The sequence below is a fragment of the Microcoleus sp. B4-C2 genome (assembly GCF_036705265.1).
Taxonomy (GTDB): domain Bacteria; phylum Cyanobacteriota; class Cyanobacteriia; order Cyanobacteriales; family Microcoleaceae; genus Microcoleus.
In genome coordinates, this window is the sequence record NZ_JAUBUB010000045.1 from 15,956 (window position 1) to 39,829 (window position 23,874).

Genomic DNA, 23,874 nt, shown 5'->3' on the forward strand with positions numbered 1-23,874 from the left:
GGAGTTGAACCGCTAACACCGTCAAAGTTAGTCGTAGTCAAATTGCCGAAAGCGCTCGCGCTAAACTCGAATTTGTCTACCCCAGCATTAAAGTCAGTAATCGTATCACCGCCTTCCCCTGCTGCTTTGTAAACAAACAGATCCGCACCAGCACCGCCAGTCAGAATATCTGCACCAGAACCACCGCTGAAGATGTCAGCAAACTCAGTACCCGTGACGCTGTTAGCCTTCGCATCTCCGGTAAACAACACAGGAGAGGTGAAGTTGTAACCGCCAACACCTGAACCGAAATTGTTAAAGTCGCTTGGGAAAGTGTTTCCAGCAGCAGTTAAATCGGCCACGCTACCTGAGTTGGTAGTAGTACCACCCGCAGAAGGTGCGATCGTACCTGTGAATACAAAGTCCGCCGTTCCCAGATTGGTAGCAGCAGTACCCAGATTCGCAATCAAGGTAGAACCACCGACTACGGTACCGTTCGAGTCAAAATACAACTCTGTTTCGTTCGACGCATTAGTAAAGGCGAAGAAACCAGCAGTTGTAGAATTGCCCAGGGCTTTAGCTTGTGCATCTTGCAAAGAGGCATAACTGCCGCCTGTGAAAATCACTAACTCTTTGCCAGTAATGTCAGGAGTTGAACCGCTAACACCGTCAAAGTTAGTCGTAGTCAAATTGCCGAAAGCGCTCGCGCTAAACTCGAATTTGTCCACCCCAACAGTAAAGTCAGCAATTTTATCGCCGCCTTCTTTCGTTGTCCTGTAAACAAACAGATCCGCACCACTGCCGCCGCTTATGACATCCAAACCAAGGCCGCCGGTGATGGTATCGTTGCCGTCGCCGCCAAGGATGGTATCGTTAAAATTGCTGCCGACAATGTTGTCATCGCCTGCTAAACCATCGAAATTAACGGCAGCCGGATAAGTGCCGAAATTCACATTGTCAGCACCAGCAGTACCGACAGGAACATTTAGTGACGTGCCGCTGAAGACAAAGTTACTGACTTGCAGGCGAATGCTTGCCGAGAAACTCGTGAGAACTTCAAAGCGCGCCCCAACAGCAAATACCAGTACAGCACGACCGGTCTCGGCATCTATAAACTGACAGAAAGTAGGCGCTTCTCGGTTGCCACCCAAAGCTATAAACCGCGCTTGCAAAGACGCGATGCTGTTAACAGTGGTATCCAGGCTGAAATCGAGCAAGTTAGCGCTGCCGATCGACCCCACAGTAGAAGTAGCTGTAATCTCCAGTCGCGTCAAGCTAGAAACACTGAGATTAGCAAAAGCTGCCGTAGAAAGCTCTAAAACATCGTCATCGACACTAAAGTCAGTAATAAAGTCAGCTTCTACAACTGTTTGAATCTCTTGGCGAGAAGTGCGGTAAATAAAGCGATCCTTTCCACTACCCCCAATTAGAGTATTGGTTCCTAGACCACCTTCGATCGAGTCATCGCCCTCATTTCCGGTTAATGTGTCATTGCCACTACCGCCGATGATTTTGTCTATGCCGAGGCCACCGTCGATCGAGTCATCGTCATCGCCGCCGTCGATATCGTCATCATCATCGCCGCCTTTAACTTTGTCCTTGCCCAAGCCTCCTTTTAGTGTGTTTTTGCCTTTACCACCGTCGATATCATCATCATCATCTCCACCGTCGATATCGTCATCATCATCGCCGCCTTTAACTTTGTCGTTGCCTTTGCCTCCTTTGATTTTGTTTTTGCCTAGGCCGACTTCGATATCGTCATCATCATCTCCACCGTCGATATCGTCATCGCCATCGCCGCCTTTAATTGTGTCCTTGCCTTTGCCGCCGATGATTTTGTCTTTGGCGTTGCCGGCTGTAATGTTATCGTCACCATCGCTGCCTTCGATATCGTTATCCAGCGTCGCAGAACCGACAATAACTTGAGGTGCTGTAGTGCCACCAAACTTAAAGACATTTTGCTCGATGTTCAAGCTAAAACGCTGGCCGGTGAGAGATCGTTTGCCGTTGCTAACTTCAAAACCAAAACTCAGCGCACCGACAAAACCTACTGTCGCTTTGAACCTTACCAAGCCTGCGTTAATGTCTGCTTGAGTGAAGGTAAAACCGACTTGTGTTACGGCGACTCCATTAAACAATAGTTGGCCGGTTGTAGCATCGGGTAGCTCGGTTAACTTGAAGACTGTGCCGCTAGGACCTTGCTCGTCATCGACAAACCGCAACAACTCAGAAGTAATAGTTTGCTCGCCGCCGCTGGAACCAGCAGTCAAGTTATTATTAGCTTCCACTCGCGGAGGGTTAAAAATCGGAGTGAGAGTTTGACTTGGAGTTGGAGTTGGAGTTGGAGTTGGAGTTTGAGTTGGAGTTTCAGGATTAACTTCCAAAAAGTCGCCAGCAGTGATCAGCGTTGCGTTGACATTCAACAATAGCGCCAAGGCAAAGTTATTGACCCGAATTTCGGTATCGCCACCGACTTGTATAAAGGTCAAGCTGCTAAAGTTCAAGTCGCCAAACAGCAGAAATTTGTCGCTGCCGTCTGTGTAGTCAGTGATGACTGCTTTTGCCCCAGAGGTACTGTTACTCACGACATAAACGTCATCTCCAGCACCGCCGACACAGGTATGGTTGCCAGTACCGCCCATCAGCGTATCGTTGCCGTCGCCGCCCATCAGCGTATCGTCGCCATCGCCGCCACCAACAACGCTGTCGTCGCCATCGCCGCCATCTGCCATGTCATTGCCGTTGCCAGTCACGAGGGTATCGTTGCCAGCACCGCCCATCACGCTGTCGTCGCCGTCGCCGCCCATCACGCTGTCGTCGCCGTCGTCACCCATGCAAACGTCGTTGCCGACACCGCCCATCACGGTATCGTTGCCGTCGCCGCCCATCACGCTGTCGTCGCCGTCGTCACCCATGCAAACGTCGCTGCCGGCATCGCCCATCACGGTATCGTTATCTTTGCCACCGTTAACGGTATCGTTGCCGTCGCCGCCGCTAACGTTGTCGTTGCCTGTGTCGCCCCTGACTGCATCGTTGCCTTCGCCGCCCTCACAATCATCGTTGCCTTTGCCGCCATAGACGGTATCGTTGCCGGCGCCGCCGTCAACGTCATCATCTCCTTCGTTGCCGTGGGTCCAGTCATCGCCGTCATCGCCTTCGCAGATGTCGTTGCCACTGCCACCCATCACGGTATCGTTGTCTTTACCGCCGTTAAGGGTGTCGTTGCCGTCGCCGCCCATGAGGGTATCTTTGCCCAGATCGCCTCTTATTTCATCGTCGTCATCGCCGCCCTCGCAATCATCGTCATCTTTACCCCCGTAGATTTTATTTTTTTTGCCACGGTTTCCTTTGATTTTGTCCTTGCCTTTCTTGCCGAATATCTCATCCTGCTCGCCGGTGGCGACAAGGATGTCATCGTCATCGGTACCGACGACGGTTCGGCGGCGATCGATGCCGCTGTCATCATCTAAGTCATCTATGTCGCCCACACCTTCTTCTAGTACGCCGTTAGATTCCGCCATTTGGCTGTCATCAGCAGCACCTTCTTCCAGTACGCCGTTAGACAGAGCTGGAAATGTGGTGGTAAGGCCGTCGGTGTTTTCGGTGAGCGCTATCTGAATTAACTCGGCTAACTCCTCATCAGAAATTGTAGAGCTGTCGTCGCCTAAATCCCCGACTGGCTTTTGTGTTTCATCTTGAGCGAGAAAAAGTGTTCCCGCTCCTTCTTCTAACAACGTTAGTTCATCCATTGTTGATATTTCCCAAAAAATGGTAAGCTTCTTAGAATCAATTTATCAGCAAACAGGAGGCTGCAGAAGATTTTTTTTAAACTTCATGCTTTCGCCCCCTATAGGAGCTGGTTTCCTCATCTTTACTATTATAGATGCCACTTAAACTGCAAGGTTTTTTTCGCTATTTTGCGAGTTTTATATTCTGCCATTGCGTACCAAAATTAATTAATCCGCAACCTACACTGTAATAACTGCGCCGAAGCTCCGAGCTTTTAAGATGTTCTCGGTATTTTCTACAGTAAGCTGCGCCGAAGGGCCCCTGCCTGTAGAGTTTCTACGTAATTTCTACAGTGAATTAGCTGAATTTAAACTCGCAACTGACAACTCCTAAATAACTACCCAAAACATCTATCCCCCAAAATTTTACCCTTGCTTTTTTTCCGATCTAGGCTGGGTGTATTGAAGTTTTGTAACACTCCCAGCTTTGACAAATCCTTCCCTGACCTAGGATTTGAATCTCTTGACTAAACGACAGCACCCTCGTAATTTTAGTTCCCGATGATTAATTAGAAATTTAGATAATTCCCCCGACCAAATATTTGTTCTAATTTTTAGTGGCACAATTTTCTCTCATTCGAGGAAACCTCGCGAACTGAGTTTTTTTTCGGATCCATACTAAGAGTTCTGCCAAAATATATCTATCTTCAGGCAGATTGTAAGATTTGCTTTCAAATGGTAAATGACGCAGGAGTAGTTTTTGGTGACTGTTGCAAGCTCGGCATTTTGAGCGGGCATGACCCACGGCGAGGCTGCCCAACCCTGTTGTTTTGTAACGGCTTCGCTACCAAGTCCAATAATTCTCCGAGAAACCGGCCTGATGAGGGGTAATCCTCTAGATGCCAAAAAAAGAGTTGCTTGAGAGTACCGGAACAATTTTATGGTCGTTGTATTGTTGAGAGTTCTTGGCTGCTGATGTTTATTTTTGCTGCTTAACTTTAACTCGATTAAAACAGTTAAATTAAAAATTTTCTATATCATGAAAGCGGTAAATTAGCAATAAATTATTAGGAATAATCGATGGTCAAGTATCGATTATCGATCGCCACGGAGGTCTTAAGGATGAGGGCGGAGGGCTTACGGATGAGAACCCAGGGCTGACCAATTAATTAATTGACACAAAATCAAGATTACACATGGGGGGTTGGTGGTAGAGGATAAGCGGTAAAGACCGATCGACCCCTCTCCCAAAAAAATAAAATACTCAAATTTGCCTGCGATATTGCCCTGAAACCGGTTGGCGAGAGCCGAAGTAATTTTAATAAGAACTAGAGATCCGCCTGGTAAAGTGCCTCCAATTTAACTTTACTCAGCAATGAGAAACTCAAGTTCACGACGAATCTAAAGGGGTCTGCGGTAGAGGTGCAAAATGTTAAAGATAGCAAGATTGGAGAAAATTCGGCTTTCACCGAGCCACAGGGCAATCAAAACTAATAAACTGTTATTAAAGTACAACTTTTATATCCTCAAAGTGTTTGAACAAATATACATGACCCTAGCGATCGCCCGATCGGGGGAAGCGCATTCAGAAACTTTGATTGGAAGAGTAAAAAATATGTTGCCGAGCGCTATTGCTAGCCGCAAAAACGCAGGCAAATTCAGAATTAAGGCGGGAGGGCGCTAAACCGGTGAGCCAGGAATTTCAACTCTCAGTCACCCCTGTTGGGGACGACGAATATCTAGTGCGGACAGAAAGGGTTGCACCCGGTGTACCCTTAGCCGAACAACAAGTCCGCTGGCCGATCGACGAATGGCTTGCACTGTCTGCTCAACTGATGAACGACCCGCTGGTGGGCTTGCTCCAAGGAAAAGCAGTACAGGGAAGCAGTTTTGCGGGTCGCAGCCTCTCCCGTTCGGGACCCAACTGTGCGCCGAATTTAGTAGCGCTCGGACAACAATTATACAGCGGGCTGTTTCAAGGAAACTTGCGCGATAGCTGGACTTGCGCTCAAGGCATCGCCCAGCACCGCCGAGAAGTGCTGCAACTGCGACTCGGACTCAAAGGCCGGCGCTTGCCACGACTGCCGTGGGAAGTTCTGCACGCCGGCGATCGCCCTTTGGCAACCGGCACCGATGTCGTGTTTTCCCGCTACCAACCAGGTACAAGTTTGTTTAAACAAACCCGGATACTGCCTAGTGGTGGGCCACTAAAAATTTTAATGGCGATCGCCTCTCCGAGCGATCGAGACAGCTTGCAGCTCAAGCGAGAAGTGCTCCATTTGCAGCAAGAACTCCAAAACCGCACCGGTCATCCTCTCAAAAACAGCCCCCATTCCCCGGAAATTCAACTGACTATTCTCGAACAGCCCGATCGAGAACAACTTACCCAAGCCCTAGAACAAGGACACTACCAAGTCCTGCACTACGCAGGCCATAGCAACTTAGGTTCCAGAGGTGGCGAACTCTACCTAGTCAGCAGCCGCACCGGCTTAACCGAAACCTTGAGTGGCGACGACTTAGCTGGATTGCTCGTTAACAACGGTATTCAGATGGCCGTGTTTAACTCCTGCCGCGGCGCCTACGGCGACCCCTCAGACCTCGCGGACGACAGCCCGGAACGAAACTTAACCGAAGCTCTAGTGAAGCGGGGCATTCCAGCAGTGTTAGCAATGGCAGAAAGCATCCCCGACGATGTAGCCCTAACTCTCACGCGGCTGTTTTACCGCAACCTCAATCAAGGCTATCCAGTCGATCTCAGCCTGAGCCGTGCCAGAGCTGGGCTAATTTCTGCCTACGGTTCTCACCAGCTATACTGGGCTTTGCCCATTCTCTATCAGCACCCGGACTTTGACGGCTATTTGACCGGCGCGCCAGCCCACAGTGCGACATCCGGTTCTATGGTGCACATAATCGCGCCGGGAACGCCACCGGCGCTCGCGGGTACTGAATGGAAGGCCCCGTCTTCGGTTTCGGCGATCGCCCAATACCCCCCAATCCCAGCGAATCGATCCCATGAGTCAGACAATTCTGACGGCGAAGTCTGGGAATATCCCAACCAATTAAAAGATCGTAGGGATTGGGTTCACCAGAACGATCGAGCCGATGCTACTAACTCACCGAACTCACCGACGGCTTCGCAGTCCTCTATTCCTAATTCTGAGTGTTCAGCGATCCAAGCAACTCGCGCCGCTGCATCGACTCAGAAACCGTTAAAAAAACCGGGGCTGAAAAAATCTGTCACCCTGATGCTTTGCTTGTTGTCCGTTGCTTTTAGTGCTGGCTTTTTTGGGTGGCGGTACTCGAACCAGCGAGGCCCGAAACCAGAAGAGTTACTGCCGGCGGTACGGACTCCCCTGTCGCAAAATTACCTGCAACAACGTCACTAAAAGCGATAGCCAAAAGCGATCGCCCACTGCAATGCTGAATTTAGACTCTCTTGGCCTGGCTCCAAACTGGGTGGGGTTTTTGCTGGCCATTCGCGATCGGCTGCCGCTGGCAAAGCGATCGAAAGTATACTGCTCGATCGAATCTCGGACTTACCTTCATCAAGTCGGTTTTTACCGAAAATAAGCAGCAGCCCAACTAAGCATCGAGGAAGAAACTGGGTTTCTCGTCGAGAAAGTAAGTCCGGGACTGCTTAATATAGAATGCGTCAGTCGATTTGAGATTTTAGACCTCGGCTTGAGTCCTGAGTCGAACGATTTGAGATTTTAAATTTACTCCACAGATAAATCTGGGAAATGGAACAAGAGTCTAAAATTTTGATCTCTCCACGACAGGAGTCGGTGGCTTGTCTGCGTTTTTGAGCGGGCTGATTCGGCAGCACGAGCATTCCTCATTCGGCACAAGACAATAAAAGCCAGAGTTGCCACAATTAAGAACGTCCTCACCGTCAGCGCGCTTATTTAACAATAATTAATTATGGAAGCGGCTGTGAGTTTGACCTCCTCGCATCCAGGATACCCGCCACGTGATTCATTCCGAAAGCAGACTCAGGACCGGTGAAATAAAAAACCTGTATCCGATGAAACTTGCCGAACGTATTTATCCGTGGGGTCAAGGCTTAAATCTAAAATCTAAAATCTAAAATCTAAAATCGATTGACGCGCCCCTCCAGTTGGTGCATAAATTTTGAGAGTATGGCAGTTTACAGGCCACGACTCGAAACCAATACATTTCCATCGAAACTCCATGTCGGGAACCGCTGCTAATTTGTAGTGCATCAAACATTTAAGCTGTTGTGCATTAAACTCGGTCTTTTTCAATTCCCCTGTGGAAATAACCTCAAATTCTCTGGCTTGGGGCCGGAGGAGGAAGATTTTCGCCAGTTCCCCCTAGAAATCTACTGATTCGTGGCGAAGTGTTAAGAGTCGCGAAGCAATCTCGCCCGATCAAAACTATTCTCCTCTTAGTGGCTGCCCGATGTTTCTGCCGCCGCGCCCATGGAGTCGGGTTTTAGCTTAAACCCGTTCAACGAACCGGTGAAATTTCCTGCAATTTTTACCGGATTGCCTTCCCCAGACTGCGTTCTGTGCAAGTTATATGCCCAAAACCTTAATAGAAGATTGCTCGTTGGTATTTGGGGTTTTGAGGGGATTTCCAGCCGTAAAAATAGAATTTACAAGTAGCTGGCAGTGGCATCGAGAACAAGTGCTGCCTCGTCTTGTTGAGGTAAAAGTTAACCCCGCGCCGGTAAATGCTTTCGGCAGATTTGCAGTGGCCGCGTTCTAGGTATTTCCATTCATGGCTGTCTTATTTTGACCTTGACCGCAGACACAATCGGGGATTGGTGAATGCAGGGAACAGACTTTACTGTAAAAAAGTAAAGCATTTAATTTGCGACAATAATTCCCCGCGCGATCGCTCCAAGGCTTACACAAGGATTTGGGCCGCGAGGAGCAAATTGATCGCCCTTCGAGCATCCTTACTTGCACCCCCGGTCTTGAGGCCGCAGAAATTTCTCCAGAATCTTAATATTCAGAATTATTAGTATTGACAGTGAAACAAAGTTAATCTAATGTGTTGTAATTGATATAAGTAAAGTCCAATAAGCGAGGTACGGTCAATGGCAGAAACAGCTACAGCACCCTTAACAGGAAAAGGTCTGCTTCAAAAAATCAAAGGCAGTGATTTGCCACGCAGAGAACTTGCGAAGCTTTGCGGCTACTTCACAGTCAGCAAAAGTGGAGAAACCCGGATTAATCTGGCTGAGTTTTACGATGCAGTGTTAGCTGCTAAGGGCATTGAGCTAGAGAAGTCTAAAGCAGACGGACGCGGGCGAGAAGCGAGTTATCGAGCTAGCGTTCACAAGAATGGTTCGATCGTGATCGGGGCAAATTATACCCAAGAAATGGGATTAAAGCCGGGAGACGAGTTTGAAATTAAGCTCGGATACAAGCACATTCGCTTGATTCAGATCGATGTGGACAGACCGGATGTGGAATTGGATGATGAAGAGGAGGATACAGAAGAATAGAGGCGATTCCCTGCGGGATAGCTTCGCCGCGCGTGATGCAGTCAGCCGATAGCAAGGCGACTGGATTTGGCTTCGCTACACGAGTATTTGCGCGCCACCCTTCGATTTAACTGATGAGCTGTCTTGACTATTTCTATTTTCTCTTGTCTCGCAAAGACTACAGTGCCTCTGAACTTCGCAAAAAGGGGCAAGAGAAAGGTTTTGGCAATGAGGAAATATTGGAGGCGATCGCGCAAATTCAAGACCGCGGCTATCAGTCCGACACTCGCTTGGTGGCAAACTCGATCGCCTCTGCAGCAGGCAAATACGGAAAGTCTGCCATCAAGCGCAAGTGCCTGCAAAAAGGAATTACCAACGATTTGTTCGAGCAAGTCTGGGAAGAAGAAATTGCCGAAAATCAGGACTCCGAAGCAGAAAAACTGGCCGAATTAAAAGCCAAAGTCATGCGGAAATACAAGATCGATACTTGGGGTAAAGCAGATCCGAAAACCAAGGGCAAAGTCTTGAATTACCTGCAATACAGGGGCTTTAATGCCTTTGAAATTTGGCGACAGTGGCAGACGGAAGAAGATGACGAGTAAATAGTAGGGTCAAGCAAATAGAGCCGGCCCCGATAGGCAAGCACAACTACACTGCTGCCGACGGGGCTAAAGTCTAAGTCCTGAGTTTTTTTGACACTCCCCTGCCTGAAGGCGAGGGGATTCTTGGTTCTGCGACATACCTTAAAACTATCTATCCTTGCGGCAGTGTTTAAACCAGGTATCCGTTCAAAAGAACCAAATATCGAGCTTAATTTAGATAGCCTCGCGAGGGTTTGTCTCCCCAAGCTTTCGAGAATTGCTTCTCTTGTTTCTGTGTGCCCCACAGTACATTTTAGAAATAAAAAGTTTAGTCTCTGATTTTGGCTTACATTAGTTAGCCCAGCTATGTTTTTCGTGGTTTTCGCCACCCACTAACCATTATTGTTTTCCGACCTGTCGTTTGAGCGTGGTGTTTCATGTGTATCGGCGGTTATTCTACCTGTAGTCTAGTTCTTGTACTCTACAATGAACACAATGCAAGAAAGTTCAAGAAAACAATTAACAAAAGTTGATAATTAATTAAAGGCGTCAAGCTTATGACGGGGCTTTAGACCCAATTTCTTGGTAAAGGGCGTTGTGGAGAAAAAATATCGAAAAAAACATCCTAGCTGCTTTTCTTAAAAAACAGCTAGGATGTTTTAATGACAAGCTATTTCAGGACTTTAGCCTGCTGTTGCCAAAGCTAGATTTTTAGTTTTGCCGATCGCCAAACATTTTTTAACAGCAGCAATTACATCTTCCACATCTGCATCTGTTAATTTTGCCGAAATCGGCAAGCTAATTGTATGCAGTCCGATGTAGCTAGCATTGGGATAGTCTTCCGGCTGCCATCCAAACATTTCTTGATAGATAGGATGTTCTGGCATACTCATGTAATGTACGCCGACACCGATATTTTCAGCATTCATAGCGTTGAGAAACTCGTCGCGGCTGATTCCTGTTTTGGCTTCATCTACCAGAATGGTGTACAGGTGATAAGCATGAATGGTATCCGGTTCGGGCTTCGCTGGCAAAGTAATCGGCAAATCCGCAAATGCTTCGTTGTAGCGCTGCCAAATCTGCTCCCGCCGCTGCCAATAAGGAGCAACTCGTTTCATTTGATGAATGCCGATCGCAGCTTGCAGATCCATCATATTGTATTTAAAACCGACCTCCACCACTTGGTAGTGCTTGTAACCCGAGTCTCCGAAGCGCTTCCAAGCATCTTTGCTCATACCGTGCAGCGCTAAAATTTTGAGCCTGTCGGCGTATTCTTGACTGCTGACGATAATCATTCCTCCTTCGCCTGTCGTAATGTTTTTGGTAACATAAAAGCTGAAGCATCCGAAGTCGCCAAATGTGCCTGCTTTCCGCCCCTTGTACTCTGTTTCGATCGCGTGAGCACAATCTTCAATTAACTTCAAGTTGTGACGGCTAGCAATCTCGCAAAGCGCATCCATATCGCAGGGACGACCTGCGAAGTGAACTGGCAAAATTGCTTTAGTTTTTGAAGTTATTTTAGCTTCGACTTGAGCCGGGTCAATATTCATTGTCACCGGATCTACATCCGCCAGTACCGGCGTTGCCCCGGCGTGGATGATCGCATTAACTGTAGCGCAAAAAGTCATCGGAGTAGTAATGACTTCATCCCCCGGTTCTAACGAAGCAGCGAGGATGCTCAAGTGCAGTGCCGCCGTACAGGAATTGACTGAAATCGCGTACTGGGAACCCTTGTAAGCTTTGAAGTCATTTTCAAAACTCATAACTTTAGGGCCTGTACCCAGCCAACCTGTTTTCATGGTTGACACCACTTCTTGAATTTCGGCATCTTCGATCGCCGGGGCGCCGAAAACCAAAAAACGGTCTTTTGAACGAATAGGAGTGTTGTTCATGTTGCTAGTCTTACCCAGTAAGTAAAGTTAATCAAATGGAAGTGTTAATGAATGCGGTATCAGCGTTTCTTATTTATTTTTTTAGCTCCATCTTGTTTGCTAATACCTTGTGTAATGGCATCTTTTGTATAACAAGCTTAGTAATGACCAGCCGTTTTTCCGCAAGCGCCTGAGTATGACAGAATTTATCTATTTTAAGATAGAGAATCTGCAATGTCCAGTAGATCGTATTTCAGTTTATGAGCGATACACAAGCTCTCGCCTGCATTTTGTGTTTTAAATACTTTATTCAATAAAAACACGGGTACTTCTCGCTTAACTTTTCGTAAACTGTCGAACATCTATCCCGATCTAGATTAGACAGCGAAGTTATCTAATTTTTGATTTTTGATTTTAGAATTAAGAATGACTGATTCCCGTCTGGTTTGGAGCTTGCCTGGAGTTAGATTTTTTTGTAGTGGTGTAAAAATTAGGCAAATTTTGCACAAAAAAAATGTAACTTTCCTGTTATTGATGCAGGTTCAGCAACATTCTGCGATCGATCAAAGCAATCAACCGTCCTCGACCAAATCCACTACAATCTAGGCAGACGAATCTTGTTCAAAACGTCTTGCAGCCGTTCTGACACGCCGCCCAATTGTTCTGACAAAGCTACAAGTTTGCCGTAAGCTTCAACTAAACGATCGCCCTCAACATAAACTTCTGGAGTAGGATAATTTTTCATCGCTTCCAGCAGTGTAATCTCGTTATCATTAGTTGCAGACAGCACCAAGGCAGATCTCAAAGCTTCTCGATTTGCATTCCCAGAAGGAGTGCGAATTACCTCACCCACTTCATCGAGGATTATTTCCCCAACCTTGCTGTTAAGCGTCCGATCCAAAAAGCTTTGACTGACTTTCACCGGTCTCGTCAGACTGTTGCGAACGGATTCCGGGTCTTTTTTTGCTTTTCCCAGCAGCATTTCTAAGCCGGGCGACATTTTTCCAGTTTCTACAAAAATTTCTAATTCGCTGACTGGTAAAGTCATTCGGATCGCACTGTATTTGAGCACTACCTTTTCGGCAGCCACAGCAGCATTACTGTAAAATACAATTCCCGCGCCTGCTGCTAAAAATAACGTCCACCGCTTTTTGAAAAATGCTCGACCCATAGTCAAATCTCCCAACATCTTTTTCTACTTCGACTTTGACACATCTTATTAGTTACTGTACAGGCTCAGGTATTCGGGAAATGCCACATTATTCGATCGCCCCAACACTTATACCATTTTAGATTTTAGATTTTAGATTTTAGATTTTAGAACTGCGAATGACTGATCGTCGTGGTTTCGAGTATGGGCCTAGAGTTGCATGATTTTTGGGAACTGGTATTACCGATACCGGATGCTAGGCAAAAAACTCTGTTCAGGACGCTGCTACGGGCCTCTGTGTGCGGGATGCAAACCCTACTGATTCTCTCGCTCAATCTCTCGATCCTAGCAAAATGCCTAACGCCAGCTCTTCTATCAGTGAAGGCTGGCGTTGGGCTTAAATTTATTTTATATATTTAGGGTCTTTATGAAAGCTGACCCCAATTGAACGAGTTACAAGCGGTTTATGATTAGGGCCTTTAAATTTGCTGACCCCAATTGAACCCACATTCTTATAATTACAGGGATCGCTGGAAAACCACGATTTCATAATAATTTCTTTATATTTATAACTTTTTCTTGCCTAAGATAAATTTTTGTCTCGATTTGTACATTTTTGTTACTTCGACTTCGGGGAGCGGCCCTCGGCGCGCTGCTCCCAGCGAAACAGGAACACCATCAGGGCCACAACTCCGACTTGGAGGGCAAAATTGGGCAAAGCAGAGCCAATTTCGCGGCCAGAGGCAATTTTAGCGAGGAAAACCAAGCCGCCGATAAAGCCCGAAGCGCCACAAGCTACGTAAACAAACTGTCGCAGAGGCCGGTAGGGAGTGGCCATTTCTGCGGTTAAACGCTCGTATTGTTGGCGGCTGAGGTTGCGCGGGTTTTTTGGGATGTTTGTGCGATCGTCCGAATTTGGAGCTGGCATAGATTTAGAAAATAAGTAAATTAGGATTGGGCCACAAAAACCCGGTTTCTACCAAAAATCCTCTGGCTGAGGTCGCCAATACGGTCGCAAAACCTGGTTTTTGGTCATGTGGGCGCAAGTCAAGCGAATATTAGACTACAACAAATATCTCACAACTGCCGAAACAAATCACCGCTGAAGCAAAAGCACAACTGTTTGCAAACAGCCAATAAAAACACCCAAAATGCCTCCTAAATTTACAATTCCCTGCAACTCGCTTTTGACAATTCCCTGAATTGCTAACTCCAACTCTTCAGGAGAAGTACCTTTGACTCGATCGACAATCACCTGGTCAATATTCAAAATTGGGATAGCCTGAGCTACAATATTTTCTAAATCCCGTTCTAGATAGCGCTCTAAAACCAAAGCCAGTTCTTTGCTGACAATTCCGAGGGAAGCGCTCATCACCGCTGAAGTTTGCAATCGATTGAGAAGCAACCGCGAAATATTTTCCCAGTCAATAGATTTACTCAACCCCTCAAGTACATCTGTACCCCGCTGCTGAACGTAGCTGCGAACACTATCGCGCATAGTTTTTCGCAACTGTCTCACAGTTGAAACTGGTAAATTTTGCATCGACAAATTTTGCAGCCATTCCTGAATTCGCCCGCGAATTCCCAAAGAAATAGTTAACTCTGCTAAGCGCTGATTTGTCGCTTCTCTGTCATCCAGACAAAAAGTCCGCAGCCGAGTTAAAGTGTTCCGCAAACCAAACAAATTTGCTACTACCCAATAAGTGCCGCTGGTTTTTTCTCGAAACCCTTCATCGATGATCGAAATATTGCGATCCGTCAAAAAGTCAATTAAAGCCTGCCGCAGCACTTCCGGTGGTATTACTACCTGCAACAACCACTCAGCAAGCTGAGCCGCCTGAGCTTCCGTTAGCTGAATCTCCAGCAAAACTTGGTCAAAAATTTGATTAAGCTGAGCTTCTAAAAAATCTTCCCGGCGCGCCAAAACTTTGAGAATTCGCGGCACAGATTCCCCCAGCAAATCTCGCAGAATGTTAGCGAGAATTTTAGCCGTTTTTTGCTCTGCGTCTGCTTTTACCTGATCCAGCGCCAACTGTAACAACCAGAGAATCACCGACTGCATCCGCTCGGTTTGCAGGAGGCGGCGCGCTAAGTTTTGCAGTTCCTGTGGCGTCAGCAGCGAACCCATGATTGTGTCGGAAATTCGCTTTGCTAAACGCTCTTGGTTGCGGGGGATCAAGCCGGGAGTGAAAGGCAACTTCCGCCCTTTGATGTAAATAGCTCGATAGGGGCGGAACAGCATTTTGATAGCTATATCGTTAGTGAAATAGCCAATAATTCCTCCCACTACAGGTGGGGCCAACAACAGCCAAATGTCAGAGGGATTCATAAGATTTTAGATTTTAGATTTTAGATTTTAGATTTACTCCACAGATGAATCTGGGGGGGTGAACCTGGGTCTAAAATTTTGATCTGGAGTATTCGATCGACCGAAACTGCAACCACTTTTAATTTTCAATTGCTTTGACTAATACCAATACTCCCATCATAGCTCCAGCAATGGGGTAGTGGGTGGCGGCGGCAAATCCGGCTTTGTTGGCGATCGCGACTTGTTGCTGGCCGATCGGGAATTTTTCTAAACTAGGATTAATGTAAGCATATTCTTGAGTCATGCCAAATTGCTGAGCAATGGGCACTACGAGAGTGTCTAGATAAAACTGCTGGAAGCTCCGCATTAGGGAATTGCTGGGGCGGTGGAGGTCGAGAATAGCTGCTTTGGCACCGGGTTTGAGGACGCGGTGCAATTCCTGAAGACTGCGGGGGATGTCAGTCACGTTACGCAGCCCGTAACCCATTGTGGCGCAGTCGAAGTAATTGTCAGCAAAAGGCAAGTCTAGGGCGTCAGCTTCTACCCAGGAAATGGGACTAGCAGGGGTGAGAAAAGGTCGATCTCGCCTAGCAGCCACGGCCAATTGTTCGGCGGAAAAATCTACTCCAAATACGCAACCAGTCGGCCCTGCTTGTTTGGCCAGCAACAAAGCTAGATCCCCGCTACCGCAGCACAAGTCTAAACAAGTATTTCCGGGGCCCGCACTGCTCCATTTCACCGCCATTTGCTTCCAAATCCGGTGTTGCCCAAAGCTCAACCAGTCGTTCAATTGGTTGTAAACAGGTGCAATTCGATTAAATATAGTTTTAATTTGTTCGGCGTTATTAGTCATTGGCCATTGGTGGTTGGTGATTTGTAATTGGTGATTTGTAATTGGTGATTTGTAATTGGTAACTGCTAGTTTGTCATCACATAAAAATAATTAATCCGTCCATTCATGTCATGCTGTCGCCAGTCATTAATGCTTTTTATTGTTAGCTATCCGCGAGATTTTGTCTTCTTTAATCCTTCGTTTGCTATGATTTTAAACTCAAGACAGAGAGCCGACTAATAACTAATGACTGACAACTAATGACTGACGATCCCGCCCAAAAACAGGTACAAGATCCCGACAATCGTCGTGGAAATTCAAAAATTTTAGACTTTTGTTCAAGCTCCAAGATTCACTGCGCTGCAAGTAAATCTAAAATCTAAAATCTAAAATCTAAAATCGATTGACTGATGACTAATGACCCTGAAAACTCGTCAATACCAAAGCAACTTCTTGAGCGGCGAGGTGAACGGTTGTGAGTTCGTCGGGACGCAGGGAACAAGGTTGTTTCCACTGCATGGAAATCAGGGCGATCGATCGACCTTTGTGACTCACCGGGATGCTCAGGTGAGCTTGAATGCCGGATTTCTGATAGTGCGGCAGACTCGCTAGGTTGGTGTCGAGTCCAATATTCACAACACCCTGAATAGTTTGAGAGGTAATTGCTTCTCGAACCAGAGGGTCATCCGCCAGCCAATTTTCCACAGTTGAACCCGTGGTGTGACAGCCTTGGACTGGGATTAAAACATTTCCTTCCACCAGTTGCAAAATGCAAAAGTCCGCCAAAAAATTATCACTTATAGCAGTAGCAATTGGATCTAAACTTGCTTCCAAACTCGGATAATCCACAGCCGTTTGCATGATTGTTGCTAACAGTTGTATTTGATTTTGGGCGCGATCCAATTCCTCAGTCCGCTGCTTGAGAATTTCATAAGTCTCGGCTGCCTTTTGCACCACCATTTTCAGTTCGTTCGGGTCCCAAGGCTTGGTGATATACTTATAAACCTGTCCTGAGTTAATCGCATCCACCAAGTCTTCAATGTCCGTAAAACCAGTCAAGATAATTCTGACCGTATTCGGAAACTGGGGCACGGTTTTGCTCAAAAACTCCGTTCCCTTCATTTCGGGCATCCGCTGGTCGGAAATGATTACGGCGACCTCGCCTTCGATGCCGAGGACTTCCAAGGCGCGAATTCCGCTCTCAGCTTTGAGAACGTTAAAATCTCGTCGGAAAGTGCGGTAGAGTAAATCCAGATTGTCTGGTTCGTCGTCTACTACCAGCATTTTGGGCTTTTTCGGTCTGTGTAGGGTCATGAGCTGGCGTTTAATTTGATCTAGCTCTGAAATGGCATTATCCATAACAATACGATAAACTCCCCTTTGTACATTTAGGCGAGCAACTATTCTTTGACACTCCCCACGCATAGAATGCGGGGGATTCTTCTCTCAAAGGCTCGACTCTAGACCGATATTACTATCGATCCCCGATAGAACGCCTCCAGAAGCAGTTTTACTCACGGGCTGCCCGACCGCAAGGATACCTCTGTCTCTAATTACTTGTGCTGCTGCTGTATCGCGATGAGTGGTGTACCCGCACGAATGACAACTATGGATTCTGACATCCAAGGTTTTCTTACCAGTATGGGTTCCACATTGGGGGCAAATTTGACTCGTATAGTTTTTATCAACACGAGCAAAATACACCCCGCGCTTCCAACACACATGAGACAGAATCGAGAAGAATTGACCATAGGCTGCATCGAGACTATGTTTACCGAACATCCCCTTTGCCCAAGCCTTAAAATTGATATCCTCAATGAATATCATTCCTGCTTGGTCACATAACCTATGAGCTAATTTATAGTGCCAATCCTTTCTGGTATCACTGATTTTTTGATGAATTCTAGCAATCTTTTTCTGGAGAGCAAGCCAATTCTTAGACCCTTTTCTTTGATGCTTTAATCTTCGCTGCAGTGATTTCAACTCGCGGTGAAGTGCCTGAAAAAATCTCGGTCTGTTGACTAATTCTCCATCTGAAGTTGCGAGGTATTTGTCAAGCCCAATATCTACCCCTAATGGATGTCCTGACGGTGGGCGAGCGGGCAGGTTGACTGCTAACTGGTAGGTCAGCATGACAAAATATCCTGATGCCCTTTTAACTACTCTAATTTGCTTGAGTATAAAACCCTCTGGTGTGGGTCTAGACATTTTCATCCTTACCCACCCAATCTTAGGCAGATTAACCTTTCCATTCTCCACTGCTGCATCCTTAACAGCCGGGAAAACAAACGATCGCATCCGTTTTTTGAAGCGAGGAAACCCATGCCCTCTATCCCACATTGCCACAAATGCCGACTCTAAAACCTTTAAAGTTTGCTGCAATACTTGCGAATGAGGGGTCTTTAATTCGGGACAATGCTTCTTAGCTTCTGCCAAACCTTTGCACTGACTAGCATAGGTTGGTCTAGGAGTATCCGGTGAGATAATATACTCACCAACTATCGAACAAGCATTAACAGAAGACTTACGAGAATTCACCCAATCTTTCCGTTCTCGCAAGGCATAGTTATAAACCTGACGACAAACAGACAACCAAATCTCAAATATTTGAACTTGAGATTTGGTTGGACGTAGTTTGTACTCGTGAGTTACTGTTAGCATGATATAATCATATCATGCTTTTAGAAATCAACCAGGATTTTTCTAAGACTGTAGGTAGCCGCCTCCGCTGCCGAGTTCATCCCCACGCCTGAAGTCGGGGGCTTTCCTCTCGTTTTCCGGTAACAATAGTCTCATAACTCACTTACTATTAATCTATCGCTCTGCCGCGACACGAGCCTTGCCGGTATCCAATTACACATAACTTAGCCTGAGTTTTTGATTCAATTATGACTGATACACCGCAAGATTCCTCCCCTCCTGCATCTGCATCCTCCACAAATGCTGTGGATGCTGAAAAGTTAATTCGATCGCTCCGCCGCAAAGAAGGCACTTGGGTAGAGTGGGGACAGGCCTGCACAGCACTGCTAAAAGCTGGCTACAACTCTCAAAGGATTTTTGAAGAAACTGGTTTTGAGCCAATTCAGCAAAATCAAGTAAGCGTCGCAGCCCAAGTTTACACCAGCATGGTCAATGCTGGGGCTTCAGAGGAAGTTCGAGCGCACTTTTTGGGCAAAGGTAGCGATATCTTATACGAGTTTCGGATTCTCTCTCAAGTAGAGCGTGCCGGGGCGGCTGCTTTGATGCTAACCCACAACTTGGATGTTGACGATGCTCGCCAAGTTGCTAAAGCGATCAAGGAGTTTTCGCACTTCGGGAGTCTCCCCCAAGGGTTCACAGACACTCCCGGCGATGCTATGGCTTACCAATGCTGGCAATTGGCGAGACAGAAAAGCGATTTGCAAGAGCGATCGCGCTTAATTGCTCGCGGTTTAAAATTAGCTAGCAGCCAAACCGCTAGGGCGCAAATCGAGCAGTTGCTCGTCGATTTTACCGTAGTTGCGAGACGGGAAGCGCCCCGCTTGCCCGTCTACCGACTCGATACGGAGGAACAATTGCCGCGCGTTGTCCCGGTTGTCGGCAAATTGCCGCTTTCTACGACAGATTTGCTGGCAGTGCCTTTGCCGGAGGAAATCGAGCCGTTCCGAATGGTAAAATTTTCTGGAGCAGGAGCTTGGGTGGCGATTCCCGGATGGCAGGTAATTTTGAACGCTGAAGATCCGGTGGCGGTTTTGGGAATGAGCGATAAATTGCCGGTACCGCTGCAAGGCAAAGTTGAAGAAGTTTTGATTATTGCCGATCGAGCCCAAAGACAGTGGGATGCTGACAGTTATTTCCTCGCCGATAACGGGGGCAATTTAGAATTGTACTGGTTTGAACAATCCCCGGATATTCCTATTTTGGGGCGAGTTGTTCTGGTGATGCGTCCCAAAAAGATTGTGGATGAAGACTATACCAAAGATGGATGGCAAATTGATGATTAGTCAGTTGACTGTTGACTGTTGACTGTTGACTGTTGACTGTTGACTGTTGACTGTTGACTGTTGACTGTTGACTGTTGACTGGAAAGCTAATACCAACTAATAACTAACAACTGACAACGAACAACTGACAACGAACAACTGACAACTGACAACTAACAACTGACTACTGAGGCGGTTTCGGTTCTTGAATTTGCGGAACAGAATGCTGTTTCTTAAATCGATTAAAGCCGTAAACCGCAGCCCCAATTAACAGCAAATAAGGACTGTAAGCCAATAGCCAAATACCCAAACCAAACAAACCAAGCGTCAATTCACCCACAGAATGACTCGCTTTCCCCCAAGTTTCTTGTACCCGCAAACCTAGAGAAGGTTCGGGAGTTTGTTGAGCCGAAACTGCTGCTTCTAGAGTTAAGCTAATAGTCGAATAGGCTACTTGATTTCGCAAACTTTTTAACTGAGCGTCAATGCGTTCGATCGACTCCCGAATGTTGCTCAACTCTTGAGCAGCTTTGAGTACATCGCCGACAGAACCTGATCGCTCCATAATTTTTAACACCATTTCTTCCGATTTGCGGAGGTTCCGCAGCCTAGCCTCGCTGTCAACTAATTGATCGGTAACATCCTCAGCCGTCAGAGAACGGTTCTCTACATTTCCGAGTTTTGCCAAAGCATTTAAAGTAGTTTCTAACCGTTCTTGAGGCACCCGAATCTCCACAGACGCCGTTTGGCGGACACTCGAATCCGGCGGCTTTTGATTTTGGAAACCCAAGATATCGCCTTGCTGTGTTTCGACTATATTGGTAACAGATTTAGTGCTGGCGTCAATAGATTTGACAACTACGCTGAGTTGGGCTTTTTTAATCAGTTGGGGACGGGTTGCGGGAGTTTCTGCTGCTTTTTTTGATGCACCAGAAGTTTTTGACCTTTGGGCTGCTGACTCCGGTGCTGGTGCCGATTGTGGAGCCGATGCGGCAACTTGGTTTTCTGGGCTGCTGGATGTAGCTCCACCGCAGCTAGGCAAAGCAATGGCTGAAGATAAAGTTAAGAATAGTGCCACAGCAAAACGAGTTGTGCTGTTGGTGGCTGGGTTTGGGTTTGGCTGGTGCGGGGGCAGGGCGGTTTCATTCTTGGTAGGGGCCGCGCCCCCGTGCCGGCCCTTTTGGCCTGAAACCCCCATGCGATGGTTGGTGGCGGGGGTAGGCACGGGGGCACTACTACAAAAACCTCGTTTTTGGTGAGAATGAAACAGCCCTGGGTGCGGGGGGGAATTGATTTTGAGGTGAGTTTTCATTTGGGTGACTCCTCTAAAAAAGGCTTGGGTATTGAATTTTATGCTGGTTTTAATTTAAGCTCGAATAGATCGTGTTAGTTTAGCCGATACCGAAATGGAAACGGTAGAGGTTGCAGATTTTTTTATTTTTAACCGCAGATGAACGCAGATAAACGCGGATGTAATAATGACTGATGAATTTGATTCTGATTTTATACGATCGACAACGAATATCGATCGCCCTGGCAACATTTCCTCTGGGTTAGACTCTGCGGCAGTTTTGCGAGAACAAGCTTGCCTGAAAATTCGCGAAAGATTGCGTGCGGGCCAGCAGGACATGGCGGACTGGCAAGGCGGCCCCCTTGCTGTTTCGGCGGTTCCGGGGGCCGGGAAGTCTACGGGAATGGCTGCTGCGTCGGCAATTGCGATCGCCCGCAACCAGCTTCACAGCCGCCGCCAGTTAATTGTCGTGACATTTACGCGATCGGCTGCTGCTAATATTAAAGCTAAAATTCGGGCAAGATTGACAGAATTGTCTTTATCTCAAGGCGGTTTTGCCGTGCACACTTTGCACGGTTTAGCTTTGAATATTGCGATGCGCCATCCTGATTTGTCTGGTTTAAATTTAGAAAATTCAACCTTAGTTACTCCAACTCAAAGTCACCGATTAATTCGTACCTGTGTAGAACTTTGGATTGCTGAAAATCCCCGCCGATATCAAGTTTTGTTGGAAGGACAGCAATTCGATGGAGAGGAAACGGAGAGGCTGCGGCGACAATCGGTTTTGCGGACGGAAATTTTGCCACAGGTAGCTAAAACTGTGATTCACGAGGCGAAATCTTCTGGTTTGTTTCCCGAACAGTTGTTAGAAATGAGCGCTCTTGATACTGGGGACGGTTATGAGATTTTAGCTGTAGCTGGGGGTTTATATCAAAAATATCAGGCTTTGTTGAGGAGTCGGGAATTCATCGATTATGACGAGATGATTTTAGCAGCTTTGCGGGTGTTGGAAAATCCGAGGGCGAGGGCGATCGAGCAAAAGCAAGTATTTGCCGTTTTTGAGGACGAAGCGCAGGATTCTACACCTTTGCAGACTCGGCTTTTGGAAACATTGGCGATCGATCCCGATCATCCTACTTTACCTCCCAATTTTATCAGAGTTGGCGACCCAAATCAAGCGATTAATTCTACTTTCACTCCCGCCGACCCGATTTATTTTAACCAATTTTGTGATGAGTGCGAAGTAGAGAATAAGTTAGCGACAATGGACGGTGCAGGCCGCAGCACCCAGGTAATTATAGATGCCGCTAACTTTATGTTGCAATGGGTAAATGGCTCGGAATTAGCGAAAAATGAAAAGCCTTTTCGCGACCAAACTATTAAGCCCGTACCCAGCACAGACCCGCAGCAAAATGCAAATCCGGCTCCGATTGGTCGAGGCTTAGAATTGCATACTCCGCGCGATATTTACCATACAGTTGAGTTGATTGGTAAGCGGGTAATTGAGTTAGTAGAAGAATTTTTACCAGCAGAGTTTGAATTTGGAATAAATGGCAAAAATATCGAATCAGGCGGTGAATCGAGCGATGGGGAAAATAGTGCAAAATTGCCGTTAGAAAATCTGAAATCGATGGCTATTTTGGTGCGGGAAAACAAACAGGGTAAGTTTATCAAAGAAGTGCTGGAAAATCCTCAAAAACACGGATTAAGCTTTGATTTGCGGAAATACGGGATTAAAATTGAGGATGTGGGAGAACGGGACAGACATTCTCAAGTACCTTGGGAAATCTTAACACTGCTGCAATTTCTCGATCGCCCGCACTCTCCAGACTACCTGAAAGCAGCCTTAAAGATTTTGAGCGATCGGCAACTGATCCCCAAACAAGACTACAATGCTTTTGCTACCAGCCCCGAACAATTCCTTTACCCAGGCCCCCTAGACCCGCAGCAGTCAGATCCCGTTCGCAAATGCCGCTATTTTTGCTGCGGTTTGCTGCAAGCTAGCTTAGAACTGCCGCCCTACCAAATCATTTCCTTCTTAGCCTTAGCGCTGCAATACGACCAAACAGAATTAGCCACCGCCGACAAATTAGCGGAACGAGTAGCAATCCAAACAGCCGGCAACAATTCAATGCGGAATATTTTGGGCGTACTTAGCGAAATTGTCAGTTCCGAAAGATTTGAACCTGTGGATGCAGACGACAAAATAGAAGAACGCTATACCAGCAAAGGTCAACTAACAATTATTACCATGCACAAAGCTAAAGGATTGGATTGGGATTGCGTATTTTTGCCGTTTCTGCACGAACAAACCATCCCCGGAAATTTGCGAGTTTTGCCCCAATCCCGATTTTTAGGAGATTTCACTTTAGCAGAGGTAGCGAGAGCACAAATTCGAGCGAGTTTGCACGAAAAATATCCTTTACCAAATCTAGGCGAAGCCTGGGAACAAGCAGGTTATTTGAAAACAGCAGAAGAGTTTCGACTGCTGTATGTGGCGATGACGCGAGCAAAAAGCTTGCTGTGGATGGCGGCGGAGAAAAAAGGGCCTTTTACTTGGAACAAACCAGAGAATTTACAGGAGCAAAAACCTTGTCCGGTAATGCCTGTTTTGAAGCAGAGATTTCCGAGTAATGCTATATAAAAAAGTAATAATTATATCATGTCCGGTCGATTACCCAAAATCAGGTAGGGGCGGGTTCACCTGCCAATATCTG

Annotated in this window: 17 protein-coding genes; 8 read left to right on the forward strand and 9 right to left on the reverse strand. The window is 46.8% G+C overall.

What is annotated here, in order from left to right:
- Nucleotides 1-3,728 (reverse strand): cadherin-like domain-containing protein (locus QUB20_RS14845; protein ID WP_333291446.1); only part of this gene is annotated, 3,728 nt, incomplete at its 3' end.
- A gap of 1,408 nt (nt 3,729-5,136) precedes the next feature.
- Here QUB20_RS14845 and QUB20_RS14850 point away from each other — a divergent pair.
- The 6 genes from QUB20_RS14850 (at nt 5,137) to QUB20_RS14875 (ending at nt 9,764) form a co-directional block, all read left to right on the forward strand.
- On the forward strand, nt 5,137-5,391 hold the full coding sequence (locus QUB20_RS14850) for a hypothetical protein (RefSeq protein WP_333057449.1): 255 nt from the start codon (nt 5,137-5,139) through the stop codon (nt 5,389-5,391).
- 4 nt (nt 5,392-5,395) lie between these two features.
- Nucleotides 5,396-7,093, forward strand: coding sequence for a CHAT domain-containing protein (locus tag QUB20_RS14855; protein ID WP_333246887.1), 1,698 nt, complete (start codon nt 5,396-5,398; stop codon nt 7,091-7,093).
- 31 nt (nt 7,094-7,124) lie between these two features.
- Nucleotides 7,125-7,277 carry a hypothetical protein gene (locus QUB20_RS14860; RefSeq protein ID WP_333057447.1) on the forward strand — a complete coding sequence of 51 codons (153 nt, stop codon included), beginning with the start codon at nt 7,125-7,127 and terminating at the stop codon, nt 7,275-7,277.
- Between the two features lie 972 nt (nt 7,278-8,249).
- Nucleotides 8,250-8,438, forward strand: a complete 189-nt coding sequence (locus QUB20_RS14865) for a hypothetical protein (protein WP_333057446.1) — start codon at nt 8,250-8,252, stop codon at nt 8,436-8,438.
- 334 nt (nt 8,439-8,772) lie between these two features.
- Nucleotides 8,773-9,183, forward strand: coding sequence for an AbrB family transcriptional regulator (locus QUB20_RS14870; RefSeq protein WP_015177612.1), 411 nt, complete (start codon nt 8,773-8,775; stop codon nt 9,181-9,183).
- A 113-nt stretch (nt 9,184-9,296) separates the two neighbouring features.
- Nucleotides 9,297-9,764, forward strand: coding sequence for a regulatory protein RecX (locus QUB20_RS14875; protein WP_006634375.1), 468 nt, complete (start codon nt 9,297-9,299; stop codon nt 9,762-9,764).
- 662 nt (nt 9,765-10,426) lie between these two features.
- Here QUB20_RS14875 and QUB20_RS14880 read toward each other — a convergent pair.
- From QUB20_RS14880 to QUB20_RS14910, 7 genes are all read right to left on the reverse strand, one after another.
- Nucleotides 10,427-11,635 carry a DegT/DnrJ/EryC1/StrS family aminotransferase gene (locus QUB20_RS14880; protein ID WP_333057716.1) on the reverse strand — a complete coding sequence of 403 codons (1,209 nt, stop codon included), beginning with the start codon at nt 11,633-11,635 and terminating at the stop codon, nt 10,427-10,429.
- Between the two features lie 574 nt (nt 11,636-12,209).
- Nucleotides 12,210-12,785 carry an alpha/beta hydrolase gene (locus QUB20_RS14885; RefSeq protein ID WP_333057718.1) on the reverse strand — a complete coding sequence of 192 codons (576 nt, stop codon included), beginning with the start codon at nt 12,783-12,785 and terminating at the stop codon, nt 12,210-12,212.
- A 598-nt stretch (nt 12,786-13,383) separates the two neighbouring features.
- Nucleotides 13,384-13,692 carry a DUF3493 domain-containing protein gene (locus QUB20_RS14890; RefSeq protein WP_333057719.1) on the reverse strand — a complete coding sequence of 103 codons (309 nt, stop codon included), beginning with the start codon at nt 13,690-13,692 and terminating at the stop codon, nt 13,384-13,386.
- Between the two features lie 168 nt (nt 13,693-13,860).
- Nucleotides 13,861-15,093, reverse strand: coding sequence for a DUF445 family protein (locus QUB20_RS14895; protein ID WP_333249886.1), 1,233 nt, complete (start codon nt 15,091-15,093; stop codon nt 13,861-13,863).
- 118 nt (nt 15,094-15,211) lie between these two features.
- On the reverse strand, nt 15,212-15,925 hold the full coding sequence (gene ubiE / locus QUB20_RS14900) for a bifunctional demethylmenaquinone methyltransferase/2-methoxy-6-polyprenyl-1,4-benzoquinol methylase UbiE (protein WP_333249884.1): 714 nt from the start codon (nt 15,923-15,925) through the stop codon (nt 15,212-15,214).
- A gap of 393 nt (nt 15,926-16,318) precedes the next feature.
- Nucleotides 16,319-17,263, reverse strand: coding sequence for a response regulator (locus QUB20_RS14905; RefSeq protein WP_333057724.1), 945 nt, complete (start codon nt 17,261-17,263; stop codon nt 16,319-16,321).
- 87 nt (nt 17,264-17,350) lie between these two features.
- Nucleotides 17,351-18,565 carry a transposase gene (locus QUB20_RS14910; protein ID WP_333057725.1) on the reverse strand — a complete coding sequence of 405 codons (1,215 nt, stop codon included), beginning with the start codon at nt 18,563-18,565 and terminating at the stop codon, nt 17,351-17,353.
- Nucleotides 18,566-18,792: 227 nt separating this feature from the next.
- On the opposite strand from QUB20_RS14910, the gene QUB20_RS14915 reads away from it, so the two are divergent.
- Nucleotides 18,793-19,887: a RuBisCO accumulation factor 1 gene (locus QUB20_RS14915; RefSeq protein WP_333249881.1), complete on the forward strand. Its 1,095-nt coding sequence runs from the start codon at nt 18,793-18,795 to the stop codon at nt 19,885-19,887.
- 163 nt (nt 19,888-20,050) lie between these two features.
- Here QUB20_RS14915 and QUB20_RS14920 read toward each other — a convergent pair whose 3' ends face one another.
- Entirely contained in the window at nt 20,051-21,178 is a 1,128-nt protein-coding gene (locus QUB20_RS14920) for a DUF4349 domain-containing protein (RefSeq protein WP_333249880.1), read from the reverse strand.
- Between the two features lie 166 nt (nt 21,179-21,344).
- On the opposite strand from QUB20_RS14920, the gene QUB20_RS14925 reads away from it, so the two are divergent.
- Nucleotides 21,345-23,801: an ATP-dependent helicase gene (locus QUB20_RS14925; RefSeq protein ID WP_333249877.1), complete on the forward strand. Its 2,457-nt coding sequence runs from the start codon at nt 21,345-21,347 to the stop codon at nt 23,799-23,801.
- Nucleotides 23,802-23,874: the final 73 nt, after the last annotated feature.